The sequence below is a fragment of the Faecalibacterium sp. Marseille-Q0746 genome (assembly GCF_017377595.1).
Taxonomy (GTDB): Bacteria; Bacillota; Clostridia; order Oscillospirales; family Ruminococcaceae; genus Faecalibacterium; species Faecalibacterium duncaniae.
Window position 1 is genome coordinate 41104 of sequence record NZ_JAFREI010000011.1, and the last position, 17040, is coordinate 58143.

Below are 17040 nucleotides of genomic sequence, written 5' to 3' on the forward strand. Positions count from 1 at the left end.
CTCCAATTACACATCCAGCTTCGCGTACTGGGCGTTGGTCTCGATAAAGCGGCGGCGGGGCTCCACCTGGTCGCCCATCAGGATGGTAAAGGCTTCATCGGCCTTTTCGGCATCCTCAATGGTGATCTGAACGATGACGCGGTTATCGGGGTTCATGGTGGTTTCCCACAGCTGTTCGGGGTTCATCTCACCAAGGCCCTTATAGCGGTTGACCTTTGCGCCGGGCATCTCCTGCGAGAGGATGGCCATTTCAGCATCGTTGTAGGCGTACTTGATGGTGTTGCCCTTCTGCACCTTGAACAGGGGCGGCTGGGCGACATAGACATGGCCCTGCTCGATGAGGGGGCGCATATAGCGGAAGAAGAAGGTCAGCATCAGGGTGCAGATGTGAGAACCATCAACATCGGCATCGGCCATGATGAACACTTTATCATACCGCAGCTTGGAGATATCGAATTCCTCGCCGATGCCGCAGCCCAGAGCCAGCACAACGGGCATCAGCTTATCGTTGCCGTAGATGCGGTCCGCGCGGGCCTTTTCCACGTTCAGCATCTTGCCCCACAGGGGGAGGATGGCCTGAATGGCAGAGTCACGGCCCATCTTGGCGGAGCCGCCTGCAGAGTCACCCTCGACGATGAAGATCTCGGTGCGGGTGGGGTCTTTTTCACGGCAGTCGGCCAGCTTGCCGGGCATCCGGCTGGTCTCCAGCGCGCTCTTGCGGCGCACCAGCTCCCGGGCCTTTTTGGCGGCGGCGCGGGCGCGGGCTGCCTGGGTGGCCTTTTCAAAAATGGCCTTTGCCACGCCGGGGTTCTCCTCAAAGAACTCCATCAGCTTGGTGTACACCATGTTGGAAACAAGGGTGCGGATCTCGGTATTGCCCAGCTTTGCCTTGGTCTGGCCCTCAAACTCCGCCTCCTGCAGCTTGACGGAAATGACGCAGATGAGGCCCTCGCGGACATCGGAGCCGGAAAGGTTCTCGTCCTTATCCTTCAGCAGGCCGTGGCTGCGGCCGTAATCGTTGAACACACGGGTCAGGCTGGTGCGGAAGCCCTCTTCATGGGTGCCGCCGTCCGGGGTGTTGACGTTGTTGGCAAAGCTCAGCAGCAGCTCGTTATAGCTGGAATTATACTGCAGCGCGATCTCGGCCATGCCCCGCTCGGTCTGGCCCTTGAGGTAGATGACATTGGGGTGGAGCACCTCCAGATTGCGCTTTTCGCCCAGATAGGTGACAAAGCTCTTGATGCCGCCCTCATAGCACATGACCTCGGTACGGTAGCAGGGGTCGCCCTCCTGGCCATCCTCCAGAACGGGGGTATAGAGCTCCCGCTCATCGGTCAGGGTGATCTTAACACCGGCGTTCAGGAAGCTCTCCTCGCGCAGACGCTTTTCCAGCGTCTCGAAGTTATAGACGGTGGTGTCCTTGAACATCTCGGGGTCGGGCTTGAAGGTAACGCGGGTGCCGGTGACCCCCTCGGCCACCGTGCCCAGACACTTCAGGGGGCCGTCCGGGTCGCCGCGGCGGAAGGTCTGCTCGTATTCATGGCCGTCGCGGCGGACATTGACCGTCAGCCACTCAGAGCAGGCGTTGACCACGGACGCGCCGACACCGTGCAGACCACCGGCCACCTTGTAGCCGGAGTTCTCGCCGCCGAACTTACCGCCTGCGTGCAGGATGGTATAGACGACGGTGACGGCGGGCAGACCGGTATCGGCCTGGATATCCACTGGGATGCCGCGGCCGTTGTCGGTGACCTGAATGATGTTATTCTTTAAGATCTTGACCTCAATGTGGTTGCAGTAGCCAGCCAGCGCTTCATCAATGGCGTTGTCCACGATCTCGTAGACCAGATGATGCAGGCCCCGCTCACCGGTGGAGCCGATATACATGCCGGGACGCTTGCGCACGGCCTCCAGACCCTTCAGGACCTGGATTTCGCTGGCATTATACTCATGGTCGGTCGCGGTTTCCACATTGGTGCTGGTGATGATTTCCTCTGCCATATCCTTTCTCCCTTTACTTGATATTTTTTCAATCGATTGGATCGTTGTTGATTTTTTCAGAACGACATTTCGGTGCGCCGCTTCATGGCCGCGCTGGACAACTCCGAAAGATAAACGGTGTCCACGGGGGCATCGGCCAGAACATAACACTGGGGCAGGTCATCCGAAAGGCTGACCACGGCCCCGTTCTTCTGGGCATAGTTGAGAAATTCCCGCCCCCGGGGGGAGACGGTGGTGGTCTCCAGATTGAAGATGCCGATGATATCACGGTCATTCAGGACATAGTCCCGGCCCAGATGGATATACATTGCGTATATTCTCCCGCAGATGCAGACTGCATATTCTGTCGCATTCTCCGCATTCTATGCAATGCAGCGATGCAACATTTCTTCATTTCAGATTTTACTCAGGACACCGCCGTTCATGCGGTAGACCTCGCCATCCGTTTTCAGGAAGGCCGTATCGTCACAGCTGGTGACAAAGGTCTGCTTTTCCCGCATCCGGGTCAGCAGATACTGCTTGCGGCCATCATCCAGCTCACTGAGCACGTCGTCCAGCAAGAGGACGGGGTGCTCGCCGGTGATGGCGGCAGCGGCGGCGGCTTCGGCCATTTTCAGGCTGAGCACCACACTGCGCTGCTGCCCCTGGCTGGCAAACACTCTGGCGGGCTGGCCGTCCAGCAGCAGTTCCAGATCTTCCCGGTGGGGGCCGCACAGGCTCTGCCCGGCCCGTACTTCCTCATTCTGGCGGGCTTTCAGCAGGGCTGCCAGACCACCCGGCTCAAACTGGGCGGCATACCGCAGCTCCATCCGCTCTGCCCCATGGGAAAGCTCCTCGTAATTGGCGCAGGCCAGCGGAGCCAGCCGTTCCAGGTAGGCCCGCCGCCGCCGCTGGATGGCTTCCCCCTGCGCGGCAAGCTCGGTGTTCAGCACCTCGAGCAGGGCCATTTTTTCGGCGTAGGGACGTTCCTGCCCGGCAGGGGAGCGGCGCAGCAGAGCGTTTTTCTGCTGCAGGGCCCGCAGATAGCGGCGGTACACGGTCAGGTAGCCGGGGTAGAGCTGGCAGAGGGCGGCATCCAGAAATTTGCGCCGCCCCTCGGGCGCTCCCTTGACCAGGCTCAGGTGGCCAGGGTCAAACACGACAGCCGGAAAACTGCCGGCAAGCCCTGCTGCCCGCCTGGGGGCTGCTCCGTTCACTGAGGCGTACCGCCCGGGCCGCTGGGAATCCGGGGTACCAACTGTCAGCCGGACACGGTTCGGCTCGTCAGGCTCCTGTTCCTCCTGCTGTGCCCGGAGCGTGGAAGCTTCCAGCACAGCAAAAGGCTCACCCCGCCGCACCAGCTCTGCATCCTTGCCGCCCCGGAAGCTCTTGCCGCCGGTCAGCAGCCAGATGGCCTCCAGCAGGTTGGTCTTGCCCTGGCCGTTGTTGCCGCAGATCACAGTCAGCTCCCGGCCCGGGGTCAGGCTTGCCGATGCGATATTGCGGTAATTCGTTACTTCTAAGGAAAGCAGGCGCATGGTTTACTGGCCCTGTCCCACTTCCACGGTCTGGCCGTCCAACTCGATGACATCCCCGGCGCGGCACTTTTTGCCCCGCATGGTGCAGACCTCACCGTTCACCTTGACAGCACCGCCCTGCACCAGCTCCTTGGCTTCGCCGCCGGTCTCACACAGACCCGCATATTTCAGCAGGGCATCCAGCTTGATAAATTCCGTATGGATGAGAATTTTTTGCATTTTTATGCCTCTCAATCATTCTTGAAGCGGACAGGCAGGACCAGATACAAAAAGTCGCTGCCCTCGGTAGGCAGAACCTTGACCGGGCTCAGCGGGCCGCTGATCTCCAGCTTGACCTGCTCGGTGCGGGCGTTGCGCAGGGCATCCAGCAGATAGCGGTTGTTGAAACCGATCTCCACCTCATCGCCCTCGCACTGCGCGTTGAATTCATCCACCACGCGGCCCAGATTGGTCTGGCAGCGGACCACCACTTTACCCTCTGTAAAACTGATGCGGAGGGGATTTTTTAAACGCTCTGTAATGATCAGGGAGGCACGCTCGATGGTCTCGATGAACTCCTTGGTGTCCAGAACCACGCTGGTGCGGCTGCCATTGGGGATCACGTTGTGGTAGTTGAGGAACTCGCCCTCGATCAGGCGGCTCATGATGGTGTAACCGGCGGTGGTGAACACCACATAGCGGCGGTTGGCGGAGATGTGCACGGTCTCCTCGTCGTCGTTGGCCAGCAGGTGGGAGACCTCGTTCATGGTCTTGCTGGGTACGATGATACGGATCTCTTTTATGGCTTCCACCGGCCGTTCCACAATGGCCAGACGGTAGCCGTCCAGCGCAACAACGGTCAGCTTATCCGGCGAGATCTCAAATAATTCACCGGTATGTGCAGGTTTTTTCTCATCCTGACTGACGGCGTACAGGGTGCGCTCGATCATATCACGGAGCACGCCGGTCTTGATGTTCAGAGTCTCCTCGGCCCCGGTATTGGGCAGCTCGGGGAAATCGGTGGGGTTCATAGATTGGATCTCGAACTGTGCCACACCGCTCTGGATGGTGGTTTTTCCGTTTTCGGCAGATTGGATGTTGATCTGGCCGGAAGGCATCCGGCTGACCATGCTGCTGAGCAGCTTGGCGTTCAGCACCACCTCGCCGGGCTCTTTGACATTGGCATCAATGGTGGTCACGATGCCCATTTCCAGGTCGTAGCCGGTCAGGGTGAGCTGGAAGCCTTCGGCTTTCAGCAGGATACCCTCCAGTACCGGGATGGTGGAGCGCAGGGTAACAGCTTTGGAAACGCCGTCAATGGCTGCACTCAGCAGGGTCTTATCACAGATGATGTTCAATTGCGCGTCTCTCCTTATTTTGGATTCAAGTTTTGAGGTTCTTTCTCCCATAAAACAGGGACAAACCCTCCAAATCTATATTGAACTTGTTGTAGTATTCGTAGTAGGGGCTGGGGAAGATGTGGAAAAGTCGGAAAATGTGTGGAATGGTGCGGCTCCGTGGTTTTCCACCGGATTGTGAATGCAGTGTGAAAGGCTTGTGGAAAGGGCTGGAGCTGCTTTTCTTTCCACGGCGGGTGTGCAAAACAGAAGTTGAATGTTGAAAACTCGGTGGAAAGAGTGGAGAACTTTGTCGTCTGAACACAATATCTTGTTCTGTTTTCCCGGATTCCCCTGCATTTCTCCCCATATTTGGGGTTTTATCCCTTATGAGAGTATGACTTTTGCCCCCGCTTTCCCGTCAGGCCTTGACGTTCTTGATGATGTCGCTGACGGTTTCACGCAGGTGCTGGTCGTTCTTCATGTCCCGCTCCATGGTCTTGAGGGAGTAGACGATGGTGGAGTGGTCACGGCCCGAGAACTCCCGGCCGATCTCCTCCATGCTCATGCCGGTGACTTCGCGTAGGATATAGATCGCCACGCGTCGGGCGGATGCAACGTTGGCGTTCCGCTTGGTGCCCCGGATGTCAGCAGGGGAGACGTTGAAGGTGCGAGAGACCTCGCCCACGATCTTCTCGATGGTCACGGGCACGGGCTGGGTCTCGTTGAGGATGTCCTTGATGGCATTCTGTGCCACGCTGATGACAGGCTGGATGCCCTCCAGCATGTAGTAGGCGTTCAGCTTTTTCACTGCGCCCTCCAGCTGGCGGATGTTGTTTTTCAGGTGGTTGGCGATGAATTCCGCCACGTCCTCGGGCAGATCCAGGTGGAGCAGCTCGGCCTTGCGCTTGACGATGGCCACGCGGGTCTCGAAATCAGGCGGCTGGACATCGGCGGTCAGGCCCCACTCAAAGCGGGTGCGCAGGCGCTCCTCCAGGCTCTTGATCTCCTTGGCCGGGCGATCAGAGGCGATCACGATCTGCTTGTGGGCATCGTGCAGGGAGTTGAAGGTGTGGAAAAACTCCTCCTGGGTGGACTCCTTGCCGGCGATGAACTGGATATCGTCCACCAGCAACAGGTCGGCCACGCGGTACTTCATCCGGAAGTCCTCGGTGCTGCCGGCGCGGATGGCGGCGATCAGCTCATTGGTGAACTGCTCGCAGGTAACGTACATGATAACGAAATCGGGGTGGGTGCGCTTGATCTCGGTCTGGATGGCCGTGAGCAGATGGGTCTTGCCCAGACCGGAGCCGCCGTAGATGAACAGCGGGTTATAGGCCCCGGAGGGGTTGGCCGCAACCGCCTGCGCCGCAGCAAACGCAAACTGGTTGGAGGGACCCTTGATGAAGTTCTCGAAGGTGAACTCGTAATTGCCCTGGGGCGAGGCGGGGTTTGCCTCGTACTGCTGGGCCAGCACCACCTCATGGGGCGGGGTGCTGGGCACCACCAGCGTGATGTCCACGTCAAAGCCCAGCACGGTCTTAAAGGCCTCTTTCAGCAGGCCGAGGTAGCGGTCGGTGACGATCTTGCAGATAAAATCGTTGCGCACCGACAGGGTGATATGGCTCGAGTCCTCAAAGCTGATGGGCTCAAGTCCGTCGATGTAGAGATTATAGGTCGGCTCGGCCATCTGCGTTTTGCAGTATGCCTGGGCGGCCTCTAAAACGTCCTTGAAAGAATCCATAAAACATCCACTCCATTGAATTGGTCGAAGTTTTCAACAATGCTGCTGATACCCCGTTAGTATACCACAAAAATCTCCCTGCGTCTATATTCTATAATGTAATTTATAATACATAAGAAAAGACGCTCCATCGTGCCCTCGCGGCTCTTGTGTTCAAGGCGGTTTTTGGCCACAAGATATGGTGGAAGAAAAGTTTTCCACGGAGAACCGGTGAAAAAGTTGAAAGCTTTTTCACAAAGAAATTTGAAAAAAGTTTGCTGGAAAGTGAAAAAAATGCTTGACAGAAGGGGATAGTGTGCGATATACTGTTGAATTGCAAGCCTGTCCCCAATTTGGGACCAGAAATACCCCATTACCGGGGACGAGTTTTTACGGAGGATACAACCATGAAGAGAACTTTTCAGCCCAAGAAGCGTCATCGCAAGGAAGTTCATGGCTTTCTGACCCGCATGAGCACCAAGAACGGCCGCAAGGTCATCAATGCTCGCCGTGCTAAGGGCCGCAAGAGCCTGACCGTCTGATCCCGCTTTGCCAGGGATCCGGCGCAGAATTGAACATGCGCACAAAAGACTGCTGATCCTGAATTGGCGGTCTTTTTCTTATTTTGGACGTTCTGCGCGCGGAATAACTAAAAATTTGGCAAAAGATTTGGCACAAAAAACGCTCGGACAGCCTTTTCATGTCGGCGTTTTTTTGCTATACTGAATTTTGAACTTTGCCTTTAGGGAAGTTCTGCGATTTTTTAACCGAAAAGGAGGCGACGGAGCAGTGCGCTATCGTCCCATCCGCCGCAACAGCGAGTTTGGCCGCGTGTATGCCCGCGGCAAGTCCTATGTGAACCCGGCGCTGGTGCTGTATGTGCTCAAGACCCGCGGCAAAAAGACCCGCGTGGGCCTGACAGCCACCAAAAAGATCGGCCATGCCGTCCAACGCAACCGCGCCCGCCGCGTGATGAAGGCTGCCATTGATGAGCATCTGGATCAGAACATCGGCGGCTATGATCTGGTGTTTGTGGCCCGGGGCATGACCCCCCGCCTGAAGAGCTGGCAGCTCAGCGAAGTGGTGGCCAGGCTCTTTGCCCAGGCCGGCCTGCCCGACAAGGCAAAGCAGCCGGGCGCAAAGCCCCCTGCCACGGTCCCGCCCGCAGACCGGGCCGCAAAACAGTGAATCCCGTCTCCCGCGTCTGCCGGAACGCGCTCTGTGCGCCCATCCGGTTCTACCAGCGCTTTATCAGCCCGGGGCTGGGCCGCAACTGCCGCTTTACCCCCACCTGCAGCCAGTATGGCATAGAAGCCATCCAGACTCATGGCTGCATCAAGGGCTTGCTGCTCACCGCCTGGCGCATCGCCCGGTGCAACCCCCTTGGCCGGTGGGGCTTTGACCCGGTGCCGCCCAAAGGTCGCTGGGTGAGCCCGGAGCGGAGACTGTCCCCGGCAAAGCTGTTCCGGGGGCGGCACGGTTAAGCAGCGTGCTTATGATACACGGCTCCTATGTACAACCTCTCCGTCATTGCTTCGCAATGCCACCTTCCCTGGTAGGGGAGGCTTTGGCAGTCCGATTCAGTTGACGGTTTTGCCAAGGGCTCCCCTATTAGGGGAGCTGGCAACGCCGCAGGCGTTGACTGAGAGGTTTAATCCGTTCTTATGCTTCTTGTGACGCTCCGCACTGTGGGCGGGGTGTCCTTCTCATAAAAATCTAAACGTCCCGCACCACAGGCGGGGCAGAATGGACGAAACTATGAATCCTTTGTACATCCTGGGCTGGCCCTTGGGCTATGTAATGGAGTGGATCTACAAGCTGATCCCCAACTACGGCTGGGACATCATCCTGTTCACCCTGCTCATCACCGTAATCAAGATCCCCCTCCAGCTCAACCAGCAGAAGAGTATGGCCCGCATGAGCGCTTTCCAGCCCATGGTGGCCGAGATCCAGAAAAAGTACCGCGACAAGCCCGAAAAGCAGCAGGAAGAGCTGATGAAGCTGCAGGAGCAGGGCTACAAGCCCACCGCAGGCTGTATGCCCATGCTGGTCAACTTCCTGGTCATGTTCGGCGTTATCGAGGTGGTGTACCGCCCGCTGCAGCGCATCTTCCACATTGGTGCCGATGCCCTGACCGCCGCAGGTGAGGCCCTGACTGCCATGGGCATCAGCTTTACCACCGTGACCCGCGACACCAACATCATTGCACAGGTCATTGCAGGCGAGAGCACCGTTTCCTCCTGCTTCACCCCGGATCAGGTGGCTACCATCACCGAGTTCGGCCAGCACATGGATTTCTTTGGCATCGACCTGACCCGTGTGCCCCAATACAGCCTGGCTGCAGAGAACCTGCCCCTGCTGATCCTCCCGGTCCTGGCGATCGTGACCATGTTCCTGTCCACCCACATCAGCATGAAGGCCAGCGGCCAGGAGATGCAGGGCAGCATGAAGCTGACCATGTATATGATGCCGCTGATGTACGTCTTCTTCTGCTTCACCGTGCCCAGCGCTTTCTCTCTGTACTACGTTGTTTCCAACATCCTGATGACCGTGCAGAGCCTGTTGATGAAGAAGATCTACGACCCTGAGAAGATGAAGGCAGAGGTCGCCGCCGAGATGGCTGCCCGCAAGAAGGAGCAGAAGCGCGGTGTAAAGAGCACCACCATCAAGGTCACGGATGAAAAGACCGGCGAGGTCGTGGAGAAAAATATCTCCGCCAGCGAAATGAACAAGCGCCGCCTGGAGTATGCCCGCAAGCTGGATGAGGAGCGCTATAAGGACGAGCGCACCGTTCCGCTGAGCGAGCTGGAAAACAAGAAGGAGGATTGACGGTTATGATCCGTACTCAGGAAGCGACCGGCAAGACGGTCGATGAAGCCCGCGCAAAAGCCTGCGCCCTGCTGGGCGTGCAGGCCGACGACCTGAATGTGAGCTATGAAGTGCTCGAAATGCCTCAGAAAACTGGTTTTCTGGGCCTGAAGACCACCCCCGCCAAGGTGCGTGTGAGCGTGGAAGAGCCCGATGCCCCGGCCGCTCCCGTGGTGGAGGAGAAGGTGGAGCCTGAGGTGAAGCCTGTTGTGGAGGAAACTCCCGCTGAGGAACCCAAGGCCGAAGAGCCTGTCGCTGCCCCTGTGGCAGAGGAGGCCGCTCCCGTTGAGGAGACTGCTGACCCCGCCGCAGAGGGTGAGGAGCCGGAAGTTCCCATCAACATCGAAGAGAACGCCAAGGTCAAGGCCGCTGTGGACTACCTGAAGGAAGTCATTGCCCTGATGGGCGTGGAGAATGTTACCTTCAGCGCCGTGCAGAAGGGCGAGGCCACCATCATCCGTCTGGATGGCGAGAAGCTGGGTGCCCTGATCGGCCGCCGCGGCGAGACCATGGAGAGCCTGTCCTATCTGGCAAGCCTGGTGGCCAACCGTCTGGAAGGAGATTACATCAAGCTGGGCCTGGATGTGGCCGGCTACCGCGACAAGCGTGAGAATGACCTGACCGTGCTGGCACAGCGCATTGGCAACAAGGTGCGCAAGACCGGCCGCAGCTTTGCCATGGAGCCCATGAACCCCTACGAGCGCCGCATCATCCACTCTGCCATCGGCAAGATGGAGGGTGTGCGCAGCGAGAGCAAGGGGGAGGGGCGTGACCGCCGTGTGGTCATCTATTCCACTGCTCCCGATGCCCAGACCGACAACACCTACGGCGAGCGCCGCCCGCGGGGCAATGGCCGCCGCCCCGGCGGCAACCGCAATGGCGGCTTCCGCGGCGGACGCGGCAGCAGCCCCCGGAATGGCGGTCCCCGCAATGGCCGCCCCGCAGGCAGCCGCGGTCCTCGTCCTTCCAGTGTGCCCGAGCGCACCTATGCTCCCCGTGACGCAGAGACTGCCGCACCCGTGGCACCCAAGCGTACCGAGCGCGTGGATGATTTTGCCGATTTCAGCTTTGGCAAGATCGAGCTGTAAACTCCGCTGAGTTTTGCACAATGCTGCCCCCTTCCGGTGGAAAACTGGAAGGGGGCTTTTTGTCTCTTTCCTTTTTCGTCGCTTCGTGATACAATAATTCTGATTTGAGAGCGGAGGGAGAGCACCAACATGGAACATTCAACGATCGCGGCCATTGCAACCGCGCCCGGCGCAGGCGGCATTGCCGTGGTGCGTCTTTCCGGCCCGGAGAGCTATGCCGTGGCGGCAAAGGTGTTCCACCCGGCCAACCCGGCAAAGCGGGTAGAAGATGCCAAGGGCTACACCGCTCTGTTTGGGCATTTCATGGAAGGGGAGGAAGCCTTTGACGAGGGCGTGGCACTCTTCTTCCGGGCACCTCACAGCTACACCGGCGAGGATGTAGTGGAGCTTTCCTGCCACGGCGGCAGTGCGGTGGCCCGGCGGCTGGTGGAAAGCTGCATCGCAGCCGGTGCCGCCCCCGCCGCCCCCGGCGAGTACACCCGCCGCGCCTTCCTCAACGGCAAGCTGGGGCTGACCCAGGCCGAGGCCGTTATGGACCTGATTTCTGCCGATGGCCGACAGGGTGCGGCGCTGGCCAATGCCTCCCTGAACGGCGCGCTGGCGAAGAAGATCGGGGCTGAAAAGGATGCCCTGACCGCCCTGCAGGCCCATCTGACTGCCTGGGTGGATTTCCCCGAGGAGGACGTTCCCGCGCTGGAGGATGCCCAGCTGATATCCACCCTGACTGCCGTGAAGGGAGAGCTGGACACCCTCATCCGGAATTATGATGCCGGTGCTGTCCTGCGGGAGGGTGTGGACTGTGCCATCGTGGGGCGGCCCAATGCGGGCAAGTCCACCCTGCTCAATCTGCTGGCCGGGTTCGACCGGGCCATCGTCACCCCCGTGGCGGGCACCACCCGGGATGTGGTGGAGCAGGCCGTCCGGCTGGGGGACATCCGGCTGAACCTGTTCGACACGGCCGGTCTGCGGGAGACCGAGGATGCGATCGAGGCCGAAGGTATCCGCCGCAGCTGGAAAAAGCTAGAAGAGGCAGGGCTGATCCTGGCGGTGTTCGATGGCTCTGAGCCCCTGACCCGGGAGGATCTTGCGTTGGCGCAGCGGTGCGCCGGTCGCCCGGCCATTGCACTGGTCAACAAAGAGGACAAGCCCACTCAGTTTGACGCAGAGATCATTGCAGGCGATTTTGCCATGGTGATCCCGGTCTGCTGCCAGGAAGAGGGGAGCCGCAGGGTGATCGCTGCTGCCGTTGCCCGCCTGCTGGGCACCAACAACATCGACCCCCACGCTGCCAGCCTCTCGGGCCAGCGCCAGCTTGCCGCCGCCACCCGTGCGCGGGATGCAGTGGCCGGTGCGCTGGATGCGGTCAGCGGCGGGTTCGGACTGGATGCTGTATCGGTCTGTGTGGACGATGCGCTGGATGCCCTCTGTGACCTCACCGGCGAAAATGCGTCGGAGAATGTCATCAATGAAGTGTTTGAGCGGTTCTGTGTGGGGAAGTAATGAGGAATGTTCTCTTTTGCGTGCCAAAAGAGAACCAGAAAAGCACCCGCTACTTTCGAAGCGCGGGAGGCACGAACTAGGGGCTGCTCGCCCCTAGTGACCCCAAAGAAGTGAGCTCCAAACAAAAATGCTGGAGATTCGCGCTCCCGCGCGAAGATCTCTTAACCGTATTTTTGCTTTCCACCGATTTGAAGTCGCTGCGCGACGGGCTGTGTAGGTACAGTTTCGATTGTTCCATTGACAATAGAGGGAATCCGAAAAAGTTATGAACCATTTAGGAGATTATGATGTGATCGTAATAGGCGCGGGCCACGCTGGCATTGAAGCGGGCCACGCTGCTGCCACGCTGGGTGCCAAAACGGCGGTGTTTACCATGAGCCTGGATGCCATTGGCAACATGCCCTGCAATCCCAGCATCGGCGGAACTGCAAAAGGAACGCTGGTACGCGAATTGGATGCGCTGGGCGGTGTGATGGGCCTTGCGGCGGATGCCACCTACCTGCAGAGCCGGATGCTGAACAAGGGCAAAGGCCCTGCCGTTCATGCCCTGCGCGTTCAGACCGACCGCAAGCGCTACCACGAATATATGAAGCACGCCCTTGAACTTACACCCGGCCTTGCCATCCATCAGGCCGAGGTGGTGGGCATTGAGGTGGAGAACGGCCATGTCAAGGGCGTTGTGACCCAGCTGAACGGGGAGTACAGCGCAAAGTGTGTGGTCATTGCCACGGGCACCAATCTGGGTGGAAAGATTTTTGTCGGTGATGCGTGGTATGCTTCCGGCCCTGACGGGATGCACGCCGCCAATGCCCTGACCGAAAGCCTGAAAGCCGCCGGTCTGCCTCTGCGGCGGTTCAAGACCGGTACGCCCGCCCGTGTCCACCGGAGAAGCATCGACTTCTCCAAGCTGGAGTGCCAGCCTGGCGACCCGGACAGCGAGCTGCAGCCCTTCAGCTTTCTGACGGATGCACCCATGCACAACAAGGTCGAATGCTGGATTGCCTATACCAACCCCGAGACCCACCGGATCATTCTGGACAACATCCAGCGCAGCCCGCTCTATGGCGGCATGATCGAGGGGGTTGGCCCCCGGTACTGCCCCTCCATTGAGGACAAGGTGGTGCGCTTTGCGGGCAAGGACCGGCACCCCATCTTTGTGGAGCCCTGCGGCGAGAACACAGAGGAGATGTATCTGCAGGGTGCGTCCAGCAGCCTGCCTGAGGATGTGCAGAACGCCTTTTACCGGAGCATTCAGGGCTTTGAACACATCGAAATCATGCGCCCGGCCTACGCCATCGAGTATGACTGCGTAGACCCGACCAGCCTGGAAGCCACGCTGGAGAGCAAGGTGGTGCGGGGCCTGTATGGTGCAGGCCAGTTCAACGGCACCTCCGGCTACGAGGAAGCCGCAGCGCAGGGTCTGCTGGCAGGTCTGAACGCCGCCCGCAGTGCAAAAGGGGAGAGCCAGCTGATCCTGGAGCGTCAGACCAGCTATCTGGGTACGCTGGTGGATGACCTTGTCACCAAGGGGGTCATGGACCCCTACCGCATGATGACCAGCCGGAGCGAGTACCGCCTGACTCTGCGGCAGGACAACGCCGATCAGCGGCTGACCCCCATTGGCCGGGAGTATGGTCTGGTGCAAGATGACCGCTGGGCAAAATACCAGCACACCCAGAGCATTCTGGAAGCGGAGCGCCGCCGCCTGCACGAGACCCACCTGCGCACCGCTGACCTGCGCGCTGCCATGGAAGCAGCTGGGCTGACCCCTGCCGCTGAGGGCGGCATTGCCGAGGAGCTGCTCCGCCGCCCTGAGATCAGCTACCCGCTGTTGGCGGGGGTGATCGGCTGGGGCGAGGGCATCACCCCCATGCTGGCCGAGCGGCTGGAGACCGAGATCAAGTACGCAGGCTACATTGCCCGGCAGGATCGGATGATCCGTGACGTGGCCCGCCACGAAAAGACCCTGATTCCCGCAGATTTTGAGTATGCTGACCTGACTGGCCTGACGCTGGAGGCCCGTGAGAAGCTGACCCGCATCCGCCCGAAGAATCTGGGGCAGGCGGGCCGCATCCCCGGTGTGTCGCCCTCCGATGTGGCGCAGCTGAGTATTGCTTTAACAGTGAGAGAGAAAACCTAATGCAATGCCAAGGCCTCTCCTACTAGGAGAGGTGGCAGTGCGTAGCACTGACGGAGAGGTTGGACGAAGGATAGCATAACCTCTGTACAACCTCTCAGTCGCCTGCGGCGACAGCTCCCCTGGCAGGGGAGCCATTGGTAGAAAGAGAAAAGAATTGCCTAAAACGAAAAGGGACAGATAAATGATCGACAAGAACAGATTAGAGCAAAAATGTTCCATGTGGAACATTGCGCTGACCGGGGAACAGCTGGACCAGCTGGATGCCTTTGCGCAGATCCTGGTGGACTACAACCAGAAGGTCAATCTGACCGCCATTACCGACCCGGAGGGCATTGAGGACAAGCACTTCCTCGACAGCCTGCTGTTTGCCAGCCAGCCCGAGGTGGCAGGGAAGATGGTGGACGTGGGTGCCGGTGCTGGATTCCCGGGTATCGTGACAAAGATCTACAAGCCCGAGCTGGAGCTGACCCTGATGGAGCCCACTGGCAAGCGGGTGGAGTTTTTGAAGTATGCCTGCGCTCAGCTGGGCCTGACCGGGGTGGAGTTTGCCAAGGAGCGCGCCGAGGAAGCCGCCCGCAAAGCATGGCGGGAGCAGTTTGATTTGGCCTCTGCCCGTGCGGTGGCGGCTCTGCCCATGCTGGCCGAGTACTGCTTACCGCTGGTCAAGGTGGGTGGCAGCTTCCTTGCCATGAAAGGCGCTTCCGGCGAGGAGGAGCTGGCTGCAGCCCGCGGTGCCATCCGGAAGCTGGGCGGCGAGTACAAGGAGACCCGCACCCTGCATCTGCCGGGCGGCGATACCCGCACCCTCATCCTCTGCAAAAAGATTTCGCAAACTCCGACAGCCTACCCCAGAAACGGTGGAAAGATCGCAAAGTCTCCGCTGAAATAACGCAAAACCGCAAGATAAATGCCAAGCCCTGCCGAACGATTCTTCTGGCAGGGCTTTTTGATTTCTGATACACTGGAACTGCAATGAATAAGTTTTCCACTGTTTCCCGGGAAACGGTGGAAAACTGCGTCACATTTCAGCGAAAGGGGAAAGAATCATGTTTGAATGGAAGAAATCTGCCGGAAAGATCTACACCCTGCCTGTGGAAAGCATCCGTCCCTCGCCGTTTCAGGCTCGGACTGTTTTTGATGAAAAGGAGCTGGCGGGGCTGGCCCAGAGCATCCGGGAAAACGGCCTGCTTCAGCCCATCTCGGTGCGGAAGGTCGAGGGTGGTTACGAGCTGGTGGCAGGGGAGCGGCGGCTCCGCGCCTGCAAGCTGGCCAGGATGGAGACCATCCCGGCCATCCTCTGTGACTGCGGCGACCAGCGGACTGCGGCGCTGGGGCTGCTGGAAAACATCCAGCGGGAAGACCTGAACCCCTTTGAGCAGGCACAAGGGCTGCGGGATGTGATCGCCCTTTGGGACTGCACCCAGGCCGAGGCGGCCAAGCGGCTGGGCATGGCACAGCCCACCCTTGCCAACAAGCTGCGGCTGCTGCAGCTGACCACCGACCAAAGGCAGTTCGTGCTGGACAATGGCCTGACCGAGCGCCACGCCCGGGCTGTCCTGCGCCTGCCCGAGAACCGGCGGAGCGAAGCCCTTATCACCATTGCCAAGCGGCGGATGAATGCCCGGCAGACCGACCTGTACATTGAGCAGGTGCTCAATGCCGCCGCCCCGGGCAGACACCGCATCTCCATGGTCAAGGATGTGCGCATCTTTGTCAACACCATCGACCATGCCATCCGGCTGATGACGGACAACGGTGTGCCTGCCACGGCCCACAGGGAAGAGCGGGACGGCTATATCGAATACACGGTGCGCATTCCAACCGCAGCCGCGCAAAGATAAAACGCATCGCAATTTTCACAAAAAATGCAATTCCACAGGGTTTTTACGCAAAATAATCGGAAAACCGGTTCAAAAAGCCGCGCTGATGTGCTATACTAGTCTTTAAAGGGGCTTTGCTGGCGGGAAAACAGCGGGGCCCGGCCTCGAATGTTCCACGTGGAACAAATAATTTTCCCGGGAGGAAACAAAGAGCGTGGCTAAAATCGTTGCAATTGCAAACCAAAAAGGCGGCGTGGGCAAGACCACCACGGCCGTGAACCTTTCGTCCTGCGTTGCGGCTCTGGGCAAAAAGACGCTCATCGTCGATCTGGACCCGCAGGGCAATACCACAACCGGTTACGGCATTCCCAAGCGGAGTGTCGATGTGGGTACTTATGAGCTGCTGATCGGTGAGGCGGAGGCAAAGGATGCCATCCGCAAGACCGAGTTCCGCACCGATGTCATCGGTTCCAACACCCGGCTTGCGGGTGCGGGTCTGGAAATGATCGATCTGCCGGGCCGCGAAAGCCGCCTGCGCAAGGCGCTGGCCTCGGTGCAGAAGGACTACGACTTCATCTTTGTGGACTGCCCGCCCAGCCTGGATCTGCTCACCCTGAACGGTCTGTGCGCCTGCGACAGCGTGCTTATCCCCATCCAGTGTGAGTATTACGCACTGGAGGGCCTGTCGGAGCTCATCAGCACCCTCAAGACCATCCGCAAGAAGTACAACCCCTATCTGGACATCGAGGGCGTGGTGTTCACCATGTTCTCCGGGCGGTTCAACCTGACGCTGCAGGTGGTGGATCAGGTCAAAAAGTATTTTGGCACCAAGGTCTACAAGACCACCATCCCGCGCACCATCCGCATCTCGGAAGCGCCCAGCTACGGCCAGCCCATCAATTTCTATGAGCCTAAGGGCAAGGGCAGCGAGGCCTATATGGATCTCGCCATTGAGTTCGTAAAGAACAACCGCCCGCATGAACCGGCACGCCGCCGCACAAAAGGGAACAGTGCCCCCGCTGAGCAGAAAAGCGCACTGGAACAAGTGAAGCAGGGGGAAGCGTAAC

The 17040-nt window shown here is 59.3% G+C and carries 16 protein-coding genes; 10 read left to right on the forward strand and 6 right to left on the reverse strand.

All coding sequences use genetic code 11. The features are described 5' to 3' along the window. Positions 1-6 precede the first annotated feature (6 nt). The 6 genes from gyrB to dnaA form a co-directional block, all read right to left on the reverse strand. Positions 7-2001: a DNA topoisomerase (ATP-hydrolyzing) subunit B gene (gene gyrB / locus J3351_RS07895; RefSeq protein ID WP_005929115.1), complete on the reverse strand. Its 1995-nt coding sequence runs from the start codon at positions 1999-2001 to the stop codon at positions 7-9. 56 nt (positions 2002-2057) lie between these two features. After that, entirely contained in the window at positions 2058-2309 is a 252-nt protein-coding gene (gene remB / locus J3351_RS07900) for an extracellular matrix regulator RemB (RefSeq protein WP_005929118.1), read from the reverse strand. 87 nt (positions 2310-2396) lie between these two features. Beyond that, positions 2397-3518 (reverse strand): DNA replication/repair protein RecF, encoded by a 1122-nt coding sequence (recF, locus tag J3351_RS07905; protein WP_117534292.1) that lies wholly within the window; start codon positions 3516-3518, stop codon positions 2397-2399. Between the two features lie 3 nt (positions 3519-3521). Further along, the gene (locus J3351_RS07910) at positions 3522-3737 is read right to left on the reverse strand and encodes an RNA-binding S4 domain-containing protein (protein WP_005937022.1); all 216 of its coding nucleotides are present in this window, start codon (positions 3735-3737) and stop codon (positions 3522-3524) included. Positions 3738-3748: 11 nt separating this feature from the next. Continuing rightward, positions 3749-4855, reverse strand: coding sequence for a DNA polymerase III subunit beta (gene dnaN, locus J3351_RS07915; protein WP_097773091.1), 1107 nt, complete (start codon positions 4853-4855; stop codon positions 3749-3751). A gap of 400 nt (positions 4856-5255) precedes the next feature. Continuing rightward, entirely contained in the window at positions 5256-6578 is a 1323-nt protein-coding gene (gene dnaA / locus J3351_RS07920; protein ID WP_005929139.1) for a chromosomal replication initiator protein DnaA, read from the reverse strand. A 386-nt stretch (positions 6579-6964) separates the two neighbouring features. On the opposite strand from dnaA, the gene rpmH reads away from it, so the two are divergent. From rpmH to J3351_RS07970, 10 genes are all read left to right on the forward strand, one after another. Beyond that, positions 6965-7099 (forward strand): 50S ribosomal protein L34, encoded by a 135-nt coding sequence (gene rpmH / locus J3351_RS07925; protein ID WP_005929142.1) that lies wholly within the window; start codon positions 6965-6967, stop codon positions 7097-7099. Positions 7100-7346: 247 nt separating this feature from the next. Further along, positions 7347-7745: a ribonuclease P protein component gene (gene rnpA / locus J3351_RS14310; protein ID WP_035393239.1), complete on the forward strand. Its 399-nt coding sequence runs from the start codon at positions 7347-7349 to the stop codon at positions 7743-7745. Continuing rightward, positions 7742-8041, forward strand: a complete 300-nt coding sequence (gene yidD / locus J3351_RS14260; RefSeq protein WP_005929149.1) for a membrane protein insertion efficiency factor YidD — start codon at positions 7742-7744, stop codon at positions 8039-8041. Before rnpA ends, yidD begins: the two co-directional genes overlap by 4 nt. Positions 8042-8303: 262 nt before the next feature. Next, positions 8304-9386 (forward strand): YidC/Oxa1 family membrane protein insertase, encoded by a 1083-nt coding sequence (locus tag J3351_RS07940; protein WP_117505974.1) that lies wholly within the window; start codon positions 8304-8306, stop codon positions 9384-9386. A 5-nt stretch (positions 9387-9391) separates the two neighbouring features. Then, positions 9392-10513, forward strand: coding sequence for an RNA-binding cell elongation regulator Jag/EloR (jag, locus tag J3351_RS07945; RefSeq protein ID WP_156066857.1), 1122 nt, complete (start codon positions 9392-9394; stop codon positions 10511-10513). Between the two features lie 129 nt (positions 10514-10642). Next, on the forward strand, positions 10643-12013 hold the full coding sequence (mnmE, locus tag J3351_RS07950; RefSeq protein WP_156066859.1) for a tRNA uridine-5-carboxymethylaminomethyl(34) synthesis GTPase MnmE: 1371 nt from the start codon (positions 10643-10645) through the stop codon (positions 12011-12013). Between the two features lie 265 nt (positions 12014-12278). Next, positions 12279-14153, forward strand: a complete 1875-nt coding sequence (mnmG, locus tag J3351_RS07955) for a tRNA uridine-5-carboxymethylaminomethyl(34) synthesis enzyme MnmG (protein WP_207697483.1) — start codon at positions 12279-12281, stop codon at positions 14151-14153. Between the two features lie 181 nt (positions 14154-14334). Next, the gene (rsmG, locus tag J3351_RS07960; protein WP_005929169.1) at positions 14335-15042 is read left to right on the forward strand and encodes a 16S rRNA (guanine(527)-N(7))-methyltransferase RsmG; all 708 of its coding nucleotides are present in this window, start codon (positions 14335-14337) and stop codon (positions 15040-15042) included. Positions 15043-15199: 157 nt separating this feature from the next. Further along, positions 15200-15994 carry a ParB/RepB/Spo0J family partition protein gene (locus tag J3351_RS07965; RefSeq protein ID WP_005929172.1) on the forward strand — a complete coding sequence of 265 codons (795 nt, stop codon included), beginning with the start codon at positions 15200-15202 and terminating at the stop codon, positions 15992-15994. A 193-nt stretch (positions 15995-16187) separates the two neighbouring features. Beyond that, a complete protein-coding gene (locus tag J3351_RS07970; RefSeq protein ID WP_005929178.1) occupies positions 16188-17039 on the forward strand; it encodes a ParA family protein in 852 nt (283 codons plus the stop codon). Position 17040 lies beyond the last annotated feature (1 nt).

Coding starts and splice junctions, on each gene's coding strand:
- J3351_RS07965 (WP_005929172.1), top strand. CDS start 15,200: ATGTTTGAATGGAAGAAATCTGCCGGAAAGATCTACACCCTGCCTGTG.
- remB (WP_005929118.1), bottom strand. CDS start 2,309: ATGTATATCCATCTGGGCCGGGACTATGTCCTGAATGACCGTGATATC.
- J3351_RS07940 (WP_117505974.1), top strand. CDS start 8,304: ATGGACGAAACTATGAATCCTTTGTACATCCTGGGCTGGCCCTTGGGC.
- mnmE (WP_156066859.1), top strand. CDS start 10,643: ATGGAACATTCAACGATCGCGGCCATTGCAACCGCGCCCGGCGCAGGC.
- recF (WP_117534292.1), bottom strand. CDS start 3,518: ATGCGCCTGCTTTCCTTAGAAGTAACGAATTACCGCAATATCGCATCG.
- mnmG (WP_207697483.1), top strand. CDS start 12,279: ATGAACCATTTAGGAGATTATGATGTGATCGTAATAGGCGCGGGCCAC.
- J3351_RS07910 (WP_005937022.1), bottom strand. CDS start 3,737: ATGCAAAAAATTCTCATCCATACGGAATTTATCAAGCTGGATGCCCTG.
- rpmH (WP_005929142.1), top strand. CDS start 6,965: ATGAAGAGAACTTTTCAGCCCAAGAAGCGTCATCGCAAGGAAGTTCAT.
- rsmG (WP_005929169.1), top strand. CDS start 14,335: ATGATCGACAAGAACAGATTAGAGCAAAAATGTTCCATGTGGAACATT.
- gyrB (WP_005929115.1), bottom strand. CDS start 2,001: ATGGCAGAGGAAATCATCACCAGCACCAATGTGGAAACCGCGACCGAC.
- jag (WP_156066857.1), top strand. CDS start 9,392: ATGATCCGTACTCAGGAAGCGACCGGCAAGACGGTCGATGAAGCCCGC.
- dnaA (WP_005929139.1), bottom strand. CDS start 6,578: ATGGATTCTTTCAAGGACGTTTTAGAGGCCGCCCAGGCATACTGCAAA.